17 protein-coding genes are annotated in these 17,249 nt (G+C 68.0%); 11 read left to right on the plus strand and 6 right to left on the minus strand.

Annotated elements, in window-relative coordinates; translation table 11 throughout:
• Positions 1-95: 95 nt before the first annotated feature.
• Complete coding sequence (locus BLU09_RS23240) at positions 96-404, minus strand: AzlD domain-containing protein (protein WP_090491698.1); 309 nt, start codon at positions 402-404, stop codon at positions 96-98.
• On the minus strand, positions 401-1,141 hold the full coding sequence (locus BLU09_RS23245; protein WP_244171957.1) for an AzlC family ABC transporter permease: 741 nt from the start codon (positions 1,139-1,141) through the stop codon (positions 401-403). Before BLU09_RS23245 ends, BLU09_RS23240 begins: the two co-directional genes overlap by 4 nt.
• A 260-nt stretch (positions 1,142-1,401) precedes the next feature.
• Between BLU09_RS23245 and BLU09_RS23250 the strand changes: the two genes are divergently transcribed.
• Entirely contained in the window at positions 1,402-2,916 is a 1,515-nt protein-coding gene (locus tag BLU09_RS23250) for an Hsp70 family protein (protein ID WP_090491700.1), read from the plus strand.
• Positions 2,917-2,974: 58 nt separating this feature from the next.
• Positions 2,975-3,364, plus strand: a complete 390-nt coding sequence (locus BLU09_RS23255) for a DoxX family protein (RefSeq protein WP_011555131.1) — start codon at positions 2,975-2,977, stop codon at positions 3,362-3,364.
• A gap of 10 nt (positions 3,365-3,374) precedes the next feature.
• Here the strand turns inward: BLU09_RS23255 and BLU09_RS23260 are convergent, their stop codons facing one another.
• The gene (locus BLU09_RS23260; RefSeq protein WP_090491701.1) at positions 3,375-4,049 is read right to left on the minus strand and encodes an SOS response-associated peptidase; all 675 of its coding nucleotides are present in this window, start codon (positions 4,047-4,049) and stop codon (positions 3,375-3,377) included.
• Positions 4,050-4,145: 96 nt separating this feature from the next.
• Between BLU09_RS23260 and BLU09_RS23265 the strand changes: the two genes are divergently transcribed.
• On the plus strand, positions 4,146-4,328 hold the full coding sequence (locus BLU09_RS23265; protein ID WP_090491820.1) for a hypothetical protein: 183 nt from the start codon (positions 4,146-4,148) through the stop codon (positions 4,326-4,328).
• 52 nt (positions 4,329-4,380) lie between these two features.
• Complete coding sequence (locus BLU09_RS39480) at positions 4,381-5,121, plus strand: hypothetical protein (RefSeq protein ID WP_244171958.1); 741 nt, start codon at positions 4,381-4,383, stop codon at positions 5,119-5,121.
• A gap of 15 nt (positions 5,122-5,136) precedes the next feature.
• Here BLU09_RS39480 and dgt read toward each other — a convergent pair whose 3' ends face one another.
• Positions 5,137-6,555 carry a dGTP triphosphohydrolase gene (dgt, locus tag BLU09_RS23275; protein ID WP_090491703.1) on the minus strand — a complete coding sequence of 473 codons (1,419 nt, stop codon included), beginning with the start codon at positions 6,553-6,555 and terminating at the stop codon, positions 5,137-5,139.
• Positions 6,556-6,801: 246 nt separating this feature from the next.
• On the opposite strand from dgt, the gene BLU09_RS23280 reads away from it, so the two are divergent.
• Positions 6,802-7,317: an OmpA family protein gene (locus BLU09_RS23280; protein WP_090491704.1), complete on the plus strand. Its 516-nt coding sequence runs from the start codon at positions 6,802-6,804 to the stop codon at positions 7,315-7,317.
• 2 nt (positions 7,318-7,319) lie between these two features.
• Here BLU09_RS23280 and BLU09_RS23285 read toward each other — a convergent pair whose 3' ends face one another.
• Positions 7,320-8,942: a GMC family oxidoreductase gene (locus tag BLU09_RS23285; RefSeq protein WP_090491705.1), complete on the minus strand. Its 1,623-nt coding sequence runs from the start codon at positions 8,940-8,942 to the stop codon at positions 7,320-7,322.
• Between the two features lie 280 nt (positions 8,943-9,222).
• On the opposite strand from BLU09_RS23285, the gene BLU09_RS23290 reads away from it, so the two are divergent.
• Positions 9,223-10,443: a M20/M25/M40 family metallo-hydrolase gene (locus BLU09_RS23290; RefSeq protein WP_090491706.1), complete on the plus strand. Its 1,221-nt coding sequence runs from the start codon at positions 9,223-9,225 to the stop codon at positions 10,441-10,443.
• 107 nt (positions 10,444-10,550) lie between these two features.
• Complete coding sequence (locus BLU09_RS23295) at positions 10,551-12,308, plus strand: ABC transporter ATP-binding protein (protein WP_090491707.1); 1,758 nt, start codon at positions 10,551-10,553, stop codon at positions 12,306-12,308.
• 4 nt (positions 12,309-12,312) lie between these two features.
• Here the strand turns inward: BLU09_RS23295 and BLU09_RS23300 are convergent, their stop codons facing one another.
• Positions 12,313-14,736 carry an ABC transporter permease gene (locus BLU09_RS23300; protein WP_090491708.1) on the minus strand — a complete coding sequence of 808 codons (2,424 nt, stop codon included), beginning with the start codon at positions 14,734-14,736 and terminating at the stop codon, positions 12,313-12,315.
• Positions 14,737-15,011: 275 nt separating this feature from the next.
• On the opposite strand from BLU09_RS23300, the gene BLU09_RS23305 reads away from it, so the two are divergent.
• The 4 genes from BLU09_RS23305 to BLU09_RS23320 all read left to right on the plus strand — a co-directional run bounded on the left by BLU09_RS23305 (position 15,012) and on the right by BLU09_RS23320 (position 17,229).
• A complete protein-coding gene (locus BLU09_RS23305) occupies positions 15,012-15,203 on the plus strand; it encodes a hypothetical protein (RefSeq protein WP_216612286.1) in 192 nt (63 codons plus the stop codon).
• Between the two features lie 375 nt (positions 15,204-15,578).
• On the plus strand, positions 15,579-15,779 hold the full coding sequence (locus tag BLU09_RS23310; RefSeq protein ID WP_216609124.1) for a hypothetical protein: 201 nt from the start codon (positions 15,579-15,581) through the stop codon (positions 15,777-15,779).
• Between the two features lie 200 nt (positions 15,780-15,979).
• Complete coding sequence (locus tag BLU09_RS23315) at positions 15,980-16,177, plus strand: hypothetical protein (protein WP_244171960.1); 198 nt, start codon at positions 15,980-15,982, stop codon at positions 16,175-16,177.
• Between the two features lie 251 nt (positions 16,178-16,428).
• On the plus strand, positions 16,429-17,229 hold the full coding sequence (locus BLU09_RS23320) for a glycosyltransferase family 9 protein (protein WP_244171961.1): 801 nt from the start codon (positions 16,429-16,431) through the stop codon (positions 17,227-17,229).
• Positions 17,230-17,249 lie beyond the last annotated feature (20 nt).

Here is a 17,249-nt window from a genome sequence, read left to right on the forward strand (position 1 = left end):
GGTCCTCACTGAGTCCGGGAAAATTCGACTAACAGTGTGAAGCCTGCCACCCACATCACCCTTCATCAAGCCGCAGTGCGCGATTTAGCCAAAATTCAACTCACTCCTGACATTCGCAACAAAGCTGCAACACCTGCCGCCCCCACCACCACGACGATGAAGGGCAGCTTCCGCCACGCCAGCACGGCGCCAGCGAGCACCCCCGCCGGACGTGCCCAGCCCGAGAAGCCGCCGTTCGACGTCAGCGTGGCCGTGGCCACCAGCGCGGTGAGCAGCGCAATCGCGGAGAGGGACAGCAGGCCCTGGACCCGCGCGGACACCTGCATGCGCTGACTCAGCAGCGGGCCCGCGAGCCGGAAGGCATAGGTGCCCGCCGCCAGAACCAGGATGGGGAGCAGCGTCATCGCAGCACCAGCCCGAGCGCCAGCAGCGAGAGCAGCACGGGAACCCCCGTGGGAAGAATCGGCGTGGTGGCGAGCGCGATGAGCGCCGCGCCCCCCGCCACCCAGCGCGCCCGGGCAGCCGCCGTGCGGGCTTCGTGGGCGCGTGCTGCCTCGACCTCACCCTCCGTGATACCGGGCTCGGCGTTCGGAGGCCTGGCGGGGGCGGTCAGCGACGGCAGCAGCAGCGCCAGCAACCCGGCGGGAAACGCGGCATCGAGCCCCATCGCCTCCGGGCTGCCCAGCGCCGTTCCCGCCAGGGCGCCGACGAGGACGCCCACGTTCCAGGCCATGAACAGCGCCCCACCGCACAGCCAGTACGCCGCCTTCCGGCGCTCCGGCGTGGGCTGCGCGAGCGCGAACGCCACGGACTCGTCCACCATCAAGTGCGTGCCGATCAGCCGCACGAGCCAGTGCTTTCCCAGCACGTCCGAAATCACCAAGCCGAACGGCAGGTGCCTCGCGTTGAGCAGCAGCCCCGCGATGACCGCGGCCACGGGACTGCCACCGCCCGCCACCACCCCCACGGCCATGAACTGCGAACCGCCCGCGAAGACGAGCACGGACATGGCCAACGCGACCCACACCGACAATCCCGACGCCACCGCGATGGCACCGAACGAAGCCCCGATGACGCCAGAGGCGGCGGCAATCGCCGCGACATCCCGAACCAGACTTCGATCCACATGCCCCATGGCCATGGCGCGCATCCATGAAACGAAGGCACGGGCCGGTCAACGACGAACACCGGCACGGACCTCGAGGCCCCAGCCTTCGAGCCGGCAAGCCCCCGCGTACGCGCTGCGCCCACCCAACGGTACATTTCTACTGCCCGTCGCCTCCCACCGCCGCCGCGGAGTGAAGCGAAGCGCAACCGGGATTCAAGTGACCCACCCACGCTGTACTCGACGGCATTTTCAGGGGCTGAACGTGCCCACGGGACGTGGGAGAGTCAGCGGTGATGAGTACGGGCTCCATCCTTGGCATCGACTTCGGGACCACCAACACGGCCGCGGCCTTCTTCGACAAGGCCGGCAAGCTTCGCGTCGTTCCGGTGACGGACAAGAGCGTCACGCTGCCTTCCGTCGTCTGGTTCCACGCGGCGGACAAGGCCCTCGTTGGCCACGCCGCGCGCCGGCAAATCATTGATGACCCGCGCCACACCGTCTTCGGCGCCAAGCGCTTCCTGGGCCGCCGTTTCCAGTCCGAGTACGTCACCCAGCACAAGGACAAGTACGCCTTCGAGCTCGTCGAGGCCGAGGACGGCTACACGGCCGTGACGATGTACGGGAAGCAGACGTCGCTGACGGACGTGGCGCACCTCATCATCAAGCAGATTCTCACGTTGGCGAACCACGCCGCCGGCACGCCCTTCCGCGAGTGCGTGCTCACCGTGCCCGCGCACGCCAGCAGCCGCCAGCGCGCGGCGGTGCGCCATGCCGCGGAGCAGGCCGGCCTCCAGGTGCGCGCCATCGTCAACGAGCCCACCGCCGCCGCGCTCTACTACGCCAACCTGCGCAACCCCGAGCAGACGGTGATGGTGTTCGACCTGGGCGGCGGCACCTTCGACGCCACCCTGCTCGCGGTGCAGAACAAGGTGGTGAAGGTGCTGGCCACCGGCGGTGATGCCTTCCTGGGCGGCGCCAACTTCGACGAGCGCATCGTGGAGATGCTGGTGGACGACTTCCACCAGAAGCACGGCATCGACCTGCGCGGGAACAAGGTGGTGATGCAGCGGCTCGTCTTCGCCGCTGAGTCCGCGAAGATGGCGCTGAGCCAGCGCGACGCCACGGTGCTCCGCGTGCCGTGCATCGCCCAGAAGGACGGCGGCTTCATCGACTTCGACTTCACGCTCACCCGCAAGCGCCTGGAGGAGATGGCCTTCCAGCTCATCGAGCGCACCGCCTCCGCCTGCGACGACGTGCTGGAGCGCGCGAAGCTGAAGGCAGACCAGATTGACGAGCTGGTCCTCGTCGGCGGCCAGACGCGCATGCCCGCCATCCGCCAGCGCTTCTCCCACTTCAAGCGCATGTCCTCCGACAAGGAGGTCAACCCGGAGCTCGGCGTCGCGGTGGGCGCGGCCATCCTCGGCCGGAACCTGGCGCGCGGCATCACCGGCCTGGCGGACGTGGTGCCCATGCCCATCAGCATCATGGTCCCCGGCGGCGCGCAGCACGAGGTCATCCCCGCCAACACCCCCGTGCCCGCGACGAAGTCCGTGACGCTGGAGCTGCCGATGATTCCCGGGCCGCTCTCCATCGCCCTCTTCGAGGCGCTGGACACCACCACCGTGGACCGCGAGCTGCTAGGCACCGTCCGCGTCGAGTTGGACTGGCGCACCACCTACAAGGGCCCCACCACGCTGGAGCTCCGCATGGGTCAGGACTTCGTCCTCAGCGCCGCGCTCGTCTCCCCGCAGGGCGCCCGGCATCCGCTGACCATCAGCGACATGCGCGCGCCCAAACGCTCCGCGTAACGCTGCGTGACGCACGTCGCCGTGCGAGGATGCGCGGGCAACCTGGGAGGTACACAGCATGGTGGGTAAGTCCGCGGTGGGTTTGACGTTGATCCGCGTGGTGTTCGGTCTCTCGTTGGCGCTGGGGCACGGCCTGCCCAAGCTCACCGGCGACATGAGCAAGTTCGCGGCGGGCGTGGCGCAGCTCGGATTCCCGTTTCCGACGTTCTTCGCCTGGTGCGCCACGTTGGCGGAGTTCCTGGGCGGGCTGCTCGTGGCTGTGGGCCTCTTCACGCGTCCGGCGGCGGCGATGGCGGGCTTCACCATGGCAGTGGCCCTCTACCGGCACCGCGCGGACCCCTTCGGCCGCATGGAAATGGCGCTGCTCTACCTCGCCGTCATGGCCGGAATCGCGCTCATCGGCGCGGGGCCGTGGAGCCTCGACGCGAAGGTCCGCCGCCGCGCCTGAACCACGCGGATCAGGCGGCCACGCGTTCCACACACTCCGGGGTGTCGTTGGCGGGGGAGTTCACCACGCGCGACACCTCGTAGGCGTCCAGCGACTCCTCGGCGCAGGGCACCAGCAGCGGGAGCAGCACCGAGGACTCCTGCGGCTCCGGACGCAGCCACACCTCCTGGGCCTCCGGCTCGAGGATGACGGGCATCCGGTCATGGATGGGCGCCATCAGCGCGTTGGGCCCGATGGTGATGATGGTGCAGGTGTTGAGCACCTCGCCCGTGTCGGGCGCGGTCCACTCTTCCCACAGCCCCGCGAGCGTCAGGAGCTGCCCGTCCTTGCGGTGGAAGTAATACGGCGTCTTCGGCTTCGTGGACTGCTTCCACTCGTACCAGCCATCCACCACGACGAGGCAACGGCGCCGCTTGAGCGCGGAACGGAAGCTGGGCTTCTCCGCCACGGTTTCGCCCCGTGCGTTGATGAGCTTGTTGCCAATGGCAGGGTCCTTCGCCCACGACGGGACGAGCCCCCAGCGGAAGGCATCCAGCATCCGTGCGCCATCGTTGGTCACCACGGGCATCAACTGCGTGGGACAGAGATTGAAGCGCGGGCGCTCCACGGCGGTACGGATGCCTGCGAGGCCCAGACCGGTGACAATCTGCTCAGGAGAGGTTCGAACGGTGACACGGCCACACATGGGCAGGAAGTATCGCCCTGGCTGGCCGAATGCCCAAGAAGACGCCTGGCCAGTGCGGCCGAACAGGCGGGTGGATGCTGCGGTAGCATGGGCGGCATGAGCGACGGCCCCAAGAAGAACCCGAAGGTGTTTGGCGTTCCGGTGAAGATCGACCCGTACACGTCGGTCCGGCCTGAGCACCCCACCGGCGAGTTCGGCATGCCGAGCGCGAAGAAGAAGGATGACAAGCCCTTCGACCCCTTCGCCGTCGTCATCGAGTCACCAAAAGGCGGCGGCTGAGCAACGGAATCCGGAGCCCGCCGCCTGTCTGCTGGACTACAACGGGTGGGCCATGAACCGGACTTCGCTGCTTTCTCTCTGTGTCGCCGCCTCGCTCGTCGCCTGCACTGAGCGAACCTCGAGCCCCACCGCCGGAGTCGACTCGGGTGTCGCCGCCGCGCCTGTCGCCCCTGCCGCACCGGGCAAGGGACAGACACCCTCCCCCGCTCCGAGCACGGAGTACCAGGGCGCGGGCAGCCCGGATGCCGCGGCGCCGGGCTCGGCAACGGCCGAAGCGGCCAACGCCGATTCGGGCGTCGGCGAGTACACGGGAGCGCCGGCCGCGGAGAAGGGCACCTGCTCAGCGGCGAGCTTGTCTCCGCGCGCAGCACCGGCTGCCCCGGCGCTGCCAGCGCCCGTGGAGTCGATGCGTCAGCGCATCATCGCCGCGGCGGTGGCCTGTGATTACACGGCGCTCAACACCCTGGCGGACGAGAACGGCAAAGCCGTGCGGTTCACCTTCGGCGACGGCACCGACGCGGGAGAGTACTGGCGTGCAGCGGAGAAGCTGGGCAACCCGGAGCTGGCGCGCATCGTCAAGGTCCTGAACCTGCCCTACGCGAAGCAGGACAATCTCTACTTCTGGCCGGCCGTCCACGTCACCGGCGCGACATCCGACAAGGATTGGGGCGCGCTCAAGGGCGTCTACCCGGACGACGAGATCGCGGGGATGAAGGACCAGGGCAGCTACCTCGGCCTGCGCGTGGGCATCACCCCCGAAGGCGACTGGCAGATTGCCGTCGCCGGGGACTGAGGCACGCCACGCGTCTCACGTCGGCAGCTTGATGCCTGACAGCCGCTGGAACAGCTCCACGGCGAAGCCATCCGTCATGCCGGAGATGTAGTCCGTCACGCACAGCAGCCGCTGGTACTTCGACAGACGGGCCACCGCCTCGGTGATGGCTTCGTCTCGGGACGTGGGCTCTTCCGCCATGTCCCGGACGTGCTCCGGACGCTGGAAGAGGTCCAGTGGCAGCAATTGCCGCAGCTTCTTCTCCTCGCGGTTCGGCGTGTCGGTGACGACCGCCATCGCGAACATGTCCAGCAATCCGCCCAGCGTCTTGAAACCCGCGCTCTCAATCTGGAGCACGCGCTCGCTCTCATAGCCGTAGCGCCGCGTGAGGTTGCGGATGGCCTTCAACGGCTTCGCCACGTCATCCCGCGCGGAGGCCAACGGCGTCTCCCACGTCCCGTCTTCCATCGCCTCCACGTTCTCCAGGAACACCTTCACGCACGCCTGGATGAGCTCGCCAATCGCCCGCGCTCGCGCCTGCGCCAGCCGCGTCTCCGGATGCGACGGCGGCGGGCGCACAGGCCCTTTCACCGGACGAGGCAGCACCGCGTCCAGCAACTCACACGCATCCTTGATGGGAATCAGCCCCAGCTTCGCCGAGTCCTCCAGGTCGATGACCGCGTAGCAGATGTCATCCGCCGCCTCGACCAGGAACGCCAACGGGTGCCGGGAGAACACGCCAGCCTCCCGCTCCACCAGGCCCACCGCGCGGTACGCCTCCAGCGCAAGGGCCTCGTCGTCCTGGAAGTAACCAAACTTCTTCTCGGACACGCGCCCCTTGTCCCGCTCACGCCCGCCCGGCAGCACCGACGCGCGCGGGTACTTGCTCATCGCCCCCAACGTCGCCGCGGTGTAGCGCAGGCCGCCCCGCCGCTCGCGCGACTGAAGCCGGTTGAGGATTCGGAAGCCCTGCGCGTTGCCCTCGAAGGCCTCCAGGTCCTGCCACTGCCCCACCGTCTCGAAGGGGCTCTTCCGCCCGTCCACCTCGGCACCGGGCCGCGCCAGCCGCTGTGACACCCAATGCTGGATGGCCGCCTCGCCGGAGTGGCCGAAGGGCGGATTGCCAATGTCATGCGCCAGGCACGCCGCCGCGACGATGGTGCCCAGGTGCGAGGGATTCACCATGACGTCGCGCGCCCGCAGCCCCCGCCCCGCCAGATTCCCCAGCGAGCGCCCGACACACGAAGCCTCGATGCTGTGCGTCAGCCGCGTGCGCGTGTAGTCGCTCGTGGACAGCGGAAACACCTGCGTCTTGTCGTGCAGGCAACGAAACTCCGCGGAGAAGACGATGCGGTCATAGTCCCGGTCGTAGTCGGTCCGCTCGTCCTGGAGCAGCGCGTCCATGTCACTCAGGACGGGCGCCGGCTCCTCCAGCGGCTTCTTCTCCGAGCCCACCCGGTAACCTGAAAGAAGCCGCCGCCAACGCTCCGTTCGACTGCTGCTGCTCACGCCTGCCTCGCTGTGCGAAGGGACCCGGAGTGACATGCTGCCCCCCTCACGCACCGAGGCAAGTTTTACCAGCCGGGCGGACGGGCCCCCGTCCCCCCTCCCATGAGACATCGCGCCGCTGGACGAAGGCGCGGCCCCCGGGCAGCCTTCCGCCCGGCGAACACCGCCCATCCAACGGAGGCGTCCTCACGTATGAAGCTCAAGGCCCTGTGCATCACCGTGTCGCTACTCACCCTTCCCGGCGTGGCCTTCGCGCAGGGCGGGTTCGGCGCCCTCACCAAGGCCGCGGGCGATGCCGGCAAGTCCGCCGTGGAGAAGCGCGTCAACACCAAGCTGATGGACGAGGGCCGGCAGAACCAGTGCAGCTTCAAGACAGGCACAGCCCAGCTCGATGCCGGCTGCGACGCCAAGCTCAAGAAGCTGACCAACGCGCTCGTCGACGCCAAGAAGCAGCTCGTCGCCGCCGGCGTGAAGTCCTACAAGTTCGAGGTCTCCGGCCACACCGACTCCACCGGTGACGCGGCCAAGAACAAGAAGCTCAGCGAGCAGCGCGCGGAGACCATCGTCAAGGAGCTCATCGCGCGCGGCATCCCCCGGGGCGAAATCATCGCCGTGGGCTACGGCTCCGAGAAGCCGCTGGTGAAGCCCGACGACACCGCCGCCAAGAAGGCGAAGAACCGCCGCTACGAGCTCCAGGTCCGCCTGTAGCCTCAGCTCGCGCGGGCGCCCGAGGACACGGGCCCCGCGGGCGAGGCCACCTCGTCCCGCGGCGCCGTCCGGGCCGCGGGAATGAAGGTCATCGCGCGCTCGGCCAGCGCCGTAATCGTGAGCGACGGATTGACGCCCGGGTTGGCGGAGATGGCGGAGCCGTCCACCACATACAACCCCTCATGGCCGAACACGCGGTGCCGTGAGTCGATGACGCCCGTCTCCGCCGAGTCCCCCATGCAGCAGCCGCCCAGGATGTGCGCCGTCGTCGGAATGCCCAGCAGGGTCTCGCTGACGATGGTCATCGGATAGCCATCCAGCTTATCCGCCACGCGCCGGGCCAGGTCGAACGCCTCCGGCATGTTCGCGCTCGGCGCCGGGCCCTCCTGGAGCGCCGTGCTCAGCCCCAGCCTCCGCGAGCGCGTCATGCGCAGGTGCCCTTCCAAGGTGCGCATGTAGAGCAGAATCATCGTCCGCCGCGCGAAGTCCGGGACGAACCACGCCTTGAGGAAGCGCAGCGGATGCCGGACCAGCAGGCCCACCAGCCGCACGAAGCGCTGGAGCATCGTGGCCCCAGACACCTGCGGCGCCATCAGCAACCGGAAGAAGCCCGAGCCCGCCGAGTAGCGCACCGGCTCCAGGTGGGACTGGGCATCGGTGTGCAGGATGGAACCGATGGCGATGCCCCGTGACAAATCCTGCCCCTTGCGGCCGCTCACCACCCCCACGAGCGCCTCGGAGTTGGTGCGCACGCCGTCTCCCAGCCGGTCCGACAGACGCGGCAGTCCGTCCGGGCTCGCCTTCAACTTGAGCAGCAGGTCCAGGGTGCCCAGCACGCCCCCCGCGAAGACGACGTGCTTCGCGGTGAACCGCACCTTCTTCCGGAAGAAGCGCCGCGCCCCTTGGAGCGCTTCGACCTCGTAGCCCCCGTCTGGCAGCGGTCGCACCCAGGTGACTTCGGTGTCCGCGTGCAGCGTGAGGCCGCGCCGCTCCGCCAGGTGGAGGTAGTTCTTGTCGAGCGTGTTCTTGGCGTCGAAGCGACACCCCAGCATGCACCCACCACACGCAGTGCAACCCGTCCGGTCCGGTCCCTCACCGTTGAAGTACGGGTCCTTCACGGTGACACCCGGCTCGCCGAAGTACACGGCCACGGTGGTGGGCTGGAAGTCGGTGCGGCCCAGGTCCGTGCCCACGTCCTGGAGCACCCGGTCTGGCACGGTGCGCAGGGGATTCGGCGTGGCGCCCAGCATCCGCCGCGCGGTGGTGTAGTGCGGCGCCAGCTCCTCCTTCCACGCGGCGAGGTGGCCCCACGAGGAGGCCTGGAAGAAGTCGTCCCGGGGGATGGGGAGCGTGTTGGCGTACACGAGCGAGCCGCCGCCCACGCCCACGCCTGACAGAACGGTGACGTGGCGGAAGAACGACATCTCGAACAGGCCCCGCCACCCCAGCGTGGGCATCCAGAGCCAGCGCTTCAGCTCCCAGTTCGTCTTCGGGAAGTCCGGGGCGCGCAAGCGCCGCCCCTTCTCCAGCACCAGGACGCGGTAGCCCTTCTCGGTCAGCCGGAGCGCGCTGACGCTGCCTCCAAACCCCGAGCCGATGATGAGCCAGTCGCAGTCCAAGGCCATCCTGCCTCCCGACGGGCACCACGCCACACAGGTCACGCACCAGCGCATGCCAGCGGCGCCACTCTACGACAAAGAGATGCAGCAGCCCGGCGCGGAGATTCAGGCGGTGCGGGGAACGAAGCGCCTGCCCGCTCAGCGCGACTTCACTCTGGGCATGTCCTCTTCTTCACAATCCGACCAGGACTCAGAAAGCCTTTATTTCTCGAAAAGCAGAGGCTCCTCTCCGCAGCACGTCCCCCGTGCTGCGACGCAACGCCGTCTCCCTGGAGGAGCAATGCGGATGAAGACCTGGATGCCGGTCTCGCTGTTGCTGCTGAATGCCCCGCTGGCCCTTGCCGAGCCGCTCAAGGCCAAGCCAGCTGACAAGACTGTCTGGATTGCGATTGGCACGGATGCCATCACGCCCATGCAGGAGACCTTCGCGGCCGAAGGCTGGAACGTGCCCACCGCCCTCAAGCAGCAGGAGCACGCGGGCGTGTTCCAGCTGAAGGAGTCTCAGCTGTCGAGGCTGGCGCTGATGATGCACGAGAAGTTCGACCGGTGCGCGGGCTTCATCACCTACGAGACGAAGGAGGAAGCACTGGCGTCCCTGGCGCCCGTAGCCCCCAATGCGACCCAGAAGGCCGTCAGCTACACCCTCACCAACGCCGCGACCGTGAACACCCTGGTGGGTGAGCTCTCTGCCGCGAACATCCGCACCACCATCGCCGACCTGTCCGCCTTCCCCACGCGCAGCCAGAGCTCGCAAGGGGGCGTGGACGCCGCGGCCATGCTCCTGGCGAAGTGGCAGGGCTACGTCACCGGCGCGGGGCGCACGGACGTCACCGTGGCGTACTACCCGCACGCGGGCTGGCGGCAGCCCTCGGTCATCCTCACCATCCCGGGCACCGAGCTGTCTGGCGAGGTCGTCGTGGTGGGCGGCCACCTGGACTCCATCAGCTCCACCAGCGCCGCGCCCGGCGCCGATGACGATGCGTCCGGCATCGCGACGTTCACCGAAGTCATCCGCGCCGCCATGGCTCGCAACTACCGCCCCCTGCGGACGGTGAAGTTCATGGCCTACGCCGCGGAGGAGACGGGCCTGCGCGGCTCGCGGGAAATCGCCCTCTTCCACAAGAACAACAACATCAACGTCGTGGGGGTGATGCAGCTCGACATGACGAACTACAAGCACCCCAACGCCACAAGGGATGTGGGCATCGTCATCGACAACACGAACGCCGCCCAGAACCAGTTCATCCGCAACCTGATAACGACGTACGTCGGCGTGCAGTTCATCGACACGACCTGCGGCTATGGTTGCTCGGACCACGCCTCCTGGCACAACCAGGGTTACGCGGCCTCCATCCCCTTCGAGGGGACCGTTGCCCAGAAGAATCCCAACATCCACACCCCCAGGGACACCCTGGCGAACTCCGACAGCAGCGCCGCGCACGCGCTCAAGTTCTCCAAGATTGCCGCCGCCTATGTCGCCGAGCTGGCCAAGGGCACCGCGCAGTAGGCCCTGAAGCCCAGGGGCCCCGGCGTGAGACATGCGCCGGGGCCCGCCTGCATCACCAGTTTTGTCGGGATTACAACTTTGCCGGCATCTGGACTAGCCTGCGTGCAATGGGCTTGATTCAGAATCCGCCGCTGAGCCACGCATCCCTTCGTCGCGTCCTGGCACTGGCTCGTCCCGAGTGGAGGCTGCTCTTGCTCGGCACGTGCTTCCTCTTCATCGGAAGCGCGGGAGGACTGCTCTTCCCACAGGCCATCCGGGTCATCCTCGACGAAGCCTTGACCACCGCCACGCTCGACATGGTGAACGACACCACCCTGTGGATGCTGGGGGTGTGTTTCATCCAGTCGGTGGCCATCGGGCTGCGCTTCGCCTTCTTCAACATCGCGGGTGAGCGCATCGTCAGCGACCTGCGGGAGCGGCTGTATCGCAGCTTGCTGGAGCAGGAGATCGCGTTCTTCGACCAGCACCGCACGGGCGGCCTCACCAGCCGGCTGTCCACGGACACCGCCCTCATCCAGGGCGCCGTCAGTACGCACATCGCCATCATGCTCCGCAACGCGACCACGTTGATTGGCGGGCTGGCGCTGCTGCTCTACACCTCGCCCCGGTTGACGCTCGTCATGCTGGCGGTCGTCCCTCCCGTGACGCTGGGGGCGCTGTTCTACGGCCGCAAGGCCCGGCAGCTCGCGCGAGACGCCCAGGCCGCGGTGGCCGAAGCCAATGAAGTCGCCGCCGAGTCCCTCTATGGCATCCAGACGGTCCAGGCCTTCGTCGCCGAAGACGCGGAGCGCCGGAGCTATGGCCGTGCCATCGGCAAGGCCCTGTCGCTGGCGCGCACGCGAATCGTCTCCTCGGGCTTCTTCATGGGAGGAACGGGCTTCACCGGCCTGGCTTCGACCCTGCTCGTCTTCTGGTACGGCACGCACATGGTCGTTTCGGGCGACATCACGGTGGGTGGACTGACCTCCTTCCTGATGTACACGCTGATGGTCGTCATGGCCGTCGGCGCCCTGAGCGAGCTGTGGGCGGAGTTCATGAAGGCCGGAGGCGCCACCGAGCGCGTCTTCGAGCTCATCGACCGTACGCCCGCCATCTCCGTCAGCGGCGGCGAGCGGCCCGCGAACATGGAAGGCCACCTGCGCTTCCGCGACGTCAGCTTCAGCTACCCCACGCGCCGCGACGTGCCCGTCCTCCAAGGCCTGGACCTGGACGTCGCCCCCGGTGAAGTCGTGGCGCTGGTGGGACACTCGGGCGCGGGCAAGTCGACCGTCGCCTCGCTGTTGATGCGCTTCTACGATCCGGACCAGGGGGCCATCCTCGTCGATGGGACGGACCTGCGAACGCTCGACGTCCGCTGGCTCCGTCAGAACATCGGCATCGTGTCGCAGGAGCCCACGCTCTTCTCGGGCAGCATCGCCGACAACATCCGCTACGGACGCACCGACGCCACCGATGCGGAAGTGGAAGCCGCGGCCCGCGTCGCCAATGCCCACGACTTCGTGAGCCGATTTCCAGAAGGCTACCGCACGCGCGTCGGCGAGCGGGGCATCCAGCTCTCGGGCGGACAGAAGCAGCGCGTCGCCATTGCCCGCGCGGTCCTCAAGGATCCGCGCCTGCTCATCCTGGACGAAGCCACCAGCGCGCTGGACTCCGAAAGCGAGCACCTGGTCAAGGAGGCGCTGGACCGGCTCATGGTGGGGCGCACCACCCTCATCATCGCCCACCGCCTGTCCACCGTGGCGGGCGTCGACCGCATCTTCGTGCTGGACCAGGGCCGCGTCGTCCAGCACGGAAACCACGAGGCGCTCATCACCCAGGACGGCCTCTACAAGCGCCTCGTGGAACGGCAGTTCATCGCCGCCTGAGCCCTCACTCCTCGCGCATGGCCATGCTGGGCGGGACGCGCGCGGCGCGCCAGGCGGGCACGTAGCCCGCCACCAGCGCCACGAAGAGCAGCACGCATGCCGTCCCGAGGAAGACGAGCGGGTCCGCGGGGCTGACCTCGAAGAGCAACTTCGACAGGCCCCGCGCCAGGACCAGCGCCAGCACGGAGCCGATGATGACGCCCAGCCCGGCGAGCCGCAGCGCCTGGCTCAATATCAACCAGAAGATGCTCCCCTCCCGCGCACCCAGCGCCATGCGCACGCCAATCTCGGTCCGCCGCTGGGTGACGGAATAGGCCATGATGCCGTAGACGCCCCCGGCGGCCAGCAGCAGCGCCACGCACGCGAAGAACCCCAGCAGCGCGGCCAGCAGGTGCCTGGAGCCGAACGACTCCGCGATGAGCTCCTCCAAAGGCCGCGGCGACGGCGGTGGTTGCTCGGGGTCCAACGACGCCATTCCCTCACGCAAGGCCAGCGCCAGCGACGACGCCGCCGCTCCCGTCCCTCCCACGGTCACCATCATCACCATCGCGTCACGCGGGGCCTGCGCCAGTGGCAGGTAGAACTCCGGCACGGATGAACGCACCTGCCCGCGCCACAGCGTCCGGACGTCACCCACCACGCCGATGACCTCCCACGGCTCGGTGCCCCCCGTGAAGAAGCGCTTGCCCAGCGGCGACTCCCCGGGCCAGAAGCGCCGCGCCAGGGCCGAGTTGATCATCGCGACCCGGGGCGAATCCTCCACGTCCAACGCGTTGAAATCGCGCCCCTCGTGCAAGGGGATGCCCATGGTCCGGAAATAGCCCGGGGAGATGACGCGCTGACTGGCCTCGGGCAGCTGCCCGGGCTGCGGCTTCGGCTGCCCCTCCAGATAGATGTTCGAGCTCTGGCTGCGACGGCTGATGGGCGGCAGGCTGGCCGCCGAGACGGCCTGGGCTCCCGGCACGGAGGACAACCGCTCCTGCAGCGCATGGAAGAAGCGAACCCGCTCGGCGTCCGTCGGATACTTGGTCTCCGGCAGCGTGACGTCGAAGTAGAACACGCGTTCGGCGGCGAAGCCGGGTGAGGTCCCCTGGAGCTGGTAGAGGCTTCGAAGCATCAGGCTCGCGCCGACGACCAGCATCAAGGCCAGGGCCACCTCCGCCGTCACCAGGGCCGAGCGGATGCTCTTTCGCCCCGCCGTGGCGCCCGCCCCCTCCCGCATCGCCTCCAGCGGGTTCTGCCGCGACATCTGGAACGCGGGCGCCAGCCCAAACAGCACCCCGGTGATGGCGGACAGCCCGACACAGAACAGCAGCGCCCCTCCATCCACCTGGATGGATTGCCACCCTGGCAGGCGCTCCGCCAACCCGGGCGGCAGCATGGTGGCAATCATGTGCGTGCCCCACAGCGCGCCCAGGATTCCCAATCCCCCGCCCAGGAGCGACAGCAAGACGCTCTCGGTCAGGGCCTGGACCATCAGGCGCGTCGGGCTCGCGCCCAGCGCCCCACGAATCGCCAGCTCCCGCCGCCGGGCCGCCGCGCGCGCCAGCAGCAGGCTCGCGACGTTCGCGCACCCGATGAGCAACACGAAGCCCACCGCGCCCGCCAGGGTGATGAGCAGCGGCCTCAGGGGCCCCAGGTAGGCCTCGCGCACGGACGTCAGCCGCACGGTGCGCTCCGAATCCGTGTCGGGGTACCGCTCCGCCAGTTGCCCCGCGAGGACCCGCAGGGCGTCCTCCGCCATCGACACGGAGAAGCCGGGCTTGAGGCGGCCCACCACCCGCACCTTCCGGTCCCCGCGCGCATCCAGCTCCGCCTGCGTCGGCGCGAGCGGCACCCAGGCTTCGGCGCCAGGCGGGAAGTCGAAGCTCTTCGGCATCACGCCCACGACCGTGTAGGGCTCACCATCCAGCGTGACGGACTCACCCAGCACGGAGGGCGCGCCACCGAACCGGCGCCGCCACAACGCGTCCGACAGCACCACCACCGCCTCGCCACCCACGCGGTCTTCTTCCGCGGAGAACGCCCTGCCCAGCGAGGGCCTCGCCTCCAGCGCGGGGAACAGCGCGGCGCCCACCCGAAACGCCTGGAGCCGCTCCGGCTGCAGCGCGCCGCCCATGTTCAAGCTCCGCGGAACAATCCCCGCCACGTGCTCGAAGACCCCCGCCTGCGCGGTCCAGTCCTCCAGCGTCGCCAGGGATGTCTCGCTCCGCTCGACACCCGCCTTGGGAAGCGAGTCCCACACCATCACCAGACGCTCCTCATGCGGGAAACGCATGGGTTGCAGCCAGATGGAGTTGACCACGCTGAATATCGCCGTGCTCGCGCCAATCCCCAGCGCCAGCGTCATCATCGCGACCAGGGTGAACGTCGGACTCTTGAGCAACAACCTGGCGCCAAACCGGATGTCCTGACGAATTGTATCCATGTCCCTCTCACGCAAGAGCATGCCATGCGGCGTGCACCGCGGCGACGCGCATCACCACGAAAGCCCAGGCCCAGCGTCCGAGAACACCCAAGTCCGCGAAATTTCAAAGCTGGCAGACATTTCATTAAAAACATGTCTGAGCCTGGACATCCGCTCGAGGTTCACCGTACTCTTGGAGATCCGAGCTGAAGGCATCAACTGGCGTCAGGCTCGGCACGTTCGGCGACAAGTTCGTGCCGCGCGTGTGGTTTGATTCACCTCCCCAGGAGTTCCTCATGGTTGAGAGCAACATCGTTCTGAAGCCCGAGGTGGTGACGTTCAAGCAGCTGGATCCCGCGAAGGTGGACGCGCTCCGCGGCCAGCTGAGCATGATCCTGGGCCGTGGCGAGTTCCCCATGATGTCCGCGCGTGCGGTCGTCAAGGAGCCGCAGGATCACACCAGCCACACGTCTGACGGCTGGTTCTAGCAGGTCTCTGCTCCCCGGCGCTCATCCCTGGGCGCCGGGGTGCAGGTTGTCGTGACGCAAGGATTGCCCCCTTCCCGCCGCAGGAGCATCACTCGCTCCATGCCCCGGTGGTGTTCCACCTGGATGGGATTGGAGACCGGCTCCTCGCCCTTCCCGACCCGCGAACCCTGAGTCAGCCGTACCCGGGTCAAACGCGCCGAATCTCCCGTGTAGCAGCTGTTTCAACGAAAACACGTCTACGCCTGGACATTCGTTCGAGAGACACCGTACTCTTTGTGATCCGAGCTGCGGGCATCCACGGGTGTCAGGCTCGGCACGTTCGGCGACACGTTCGTGCCGCGCGTGTGGTTTGATTCACCTCTCCTGGAGTTCCTCATGGTTGAGAGCAACATCGTTCTGAAGCCCGAGGTGGTGACGTTCAAGCAGCTGGATCCCGCGAAGGTGGACGCGCTCCGCGGCCAGCTGAGCATGATTCTGGGTCGTGGCGAGTTCCCCACGATGTCCGCTCGCGCGGGCGCCGTCGTCGTCAAGGAGCCGCAGGATCACACCAGCCACACGTCTGACGGCTGGTTCTAGCAGGTCTCTGCTCCCCGGCGCCCATCCCTGGGCACCGGGGAGCAGGTTGTCGTGACGCAAGGATTGCCCCTTCCCGCCGCAGGAGCATCACTCGCTCCAAGCCCCGGTGGTGTTCCACCTGGATGGGATTGGAGACCGGCGCCTCCAGCGACAAACTCGTGCCGCGCGTATGTTTTGACTCACCTCCCTAGGAGTCCCTCATGGTTGAGAACAACGTCGTTCTGAAGCCCGAGGTGGTGACGTACAAGCAGCTGGACCCCGCGAAGGTGGACGCGCTCCGCAGCCAGCTGAGCATCATCCTGGGTCGCGGTGATATCGCCCAGCTCTCCGCGCGCGCGGTCGCCCCCGTCGATTATCCGTGGGAACACTCCAACCACACGTCTGACGGCTGGTTCTAGCAGGTCCCTGCGCCCCGGTGACCCCACCCGGCACGCCGGGGGCAGGATGTCTTGACGCAAGGATTGCCCCCTCCATGCAGCAGAAACTTCGTTCTGCCCAGGCCCCCGTCGTATTTCACCTGAATGGGATTGGGGACCGGCTCCTCGCCCTTCCCGCCCTACGCGCCCTGAGTCAGCTGTACCCGGGTCAAATCAGACTGGTGGGTGCGCCAGGTGATTCAAGCCTGTTCTTCTATCAAGAGCTCGGGCTCATGAAGATTCACGAGGTCCGCGCGACCACGCAAGGCACGGAGCGAAGCATCGACGCAGAGATGCTCCGGCAGGCGGTGGGGGACTGCGACTTGTTTGTCTGTTTCAACACCTGGCACGCGACGGGTGTCTCCGAGCTGCTCGAGGGGTTTCCGGCGGCCACCGAGACGGTCGGCCTGTATCGCCGTTACAAGCAGTGGGTCCGGGGTGAAGAATCCCAGCACTCCGCGGACCGGCTCTTCTCGGTGGCCCAGCAGGTGGATCCCACCCTGCGGCTGGAGGATTTCGCCCAGCCCCCCGTGCTGACGCCCGAGGCCACCGAGGCCGCCAGGCGCTTTCGTGACAGCGTCCCCGACGGGGCCAAGGTGCTCGCGCTCCATACGGAGACCGGCTCCCGGAAACAGTGGCCCGTCGCCCGCTACCGCGCCGTGCTGGATGCCTTCCTGGCGGCCCATCCCGAATGGCTCGTGCTCAACGTGGACTACAACGCCACGGAGCTGGCGCCCATGGTCCATGAAGGCCGCGTGCTGTCCGTCGCAGGCGCCCCACTCGATGTCGCCATGGCGCTGCTCGGTGCCTGTGATGGCTTCCTCGGCATCGACTCCTGCATGCTGCACGCGGCGGACTTCTTCCGGCTCCCTTCGGTGGGCCTGTTCGGAACGACCTCTCCCCAGCAATGGGGCTTCCGTTTCACGCCGGCCTTCCGCGAGCCCACCGGGAACGGGAGCATGGACGACATCACCGAGGAAGAAGTCCTCGGCGCGCTCACGGACCTCGCCGCCGGCCGGCTGCGCCCCGCCTGAGCGGCGGCGAGGGCGCCAGC

Origin of the sequence: Myxococcus virescens (assembly GCF_900101905.1) — a bacterium.
In the GTDB taxonomy this organism is placed as follows: Bacteria; Myxococcota; Myxococcia; order Myxococcales; family Myxococcaceae; genus Myxococcus; species Myxococcus virescens.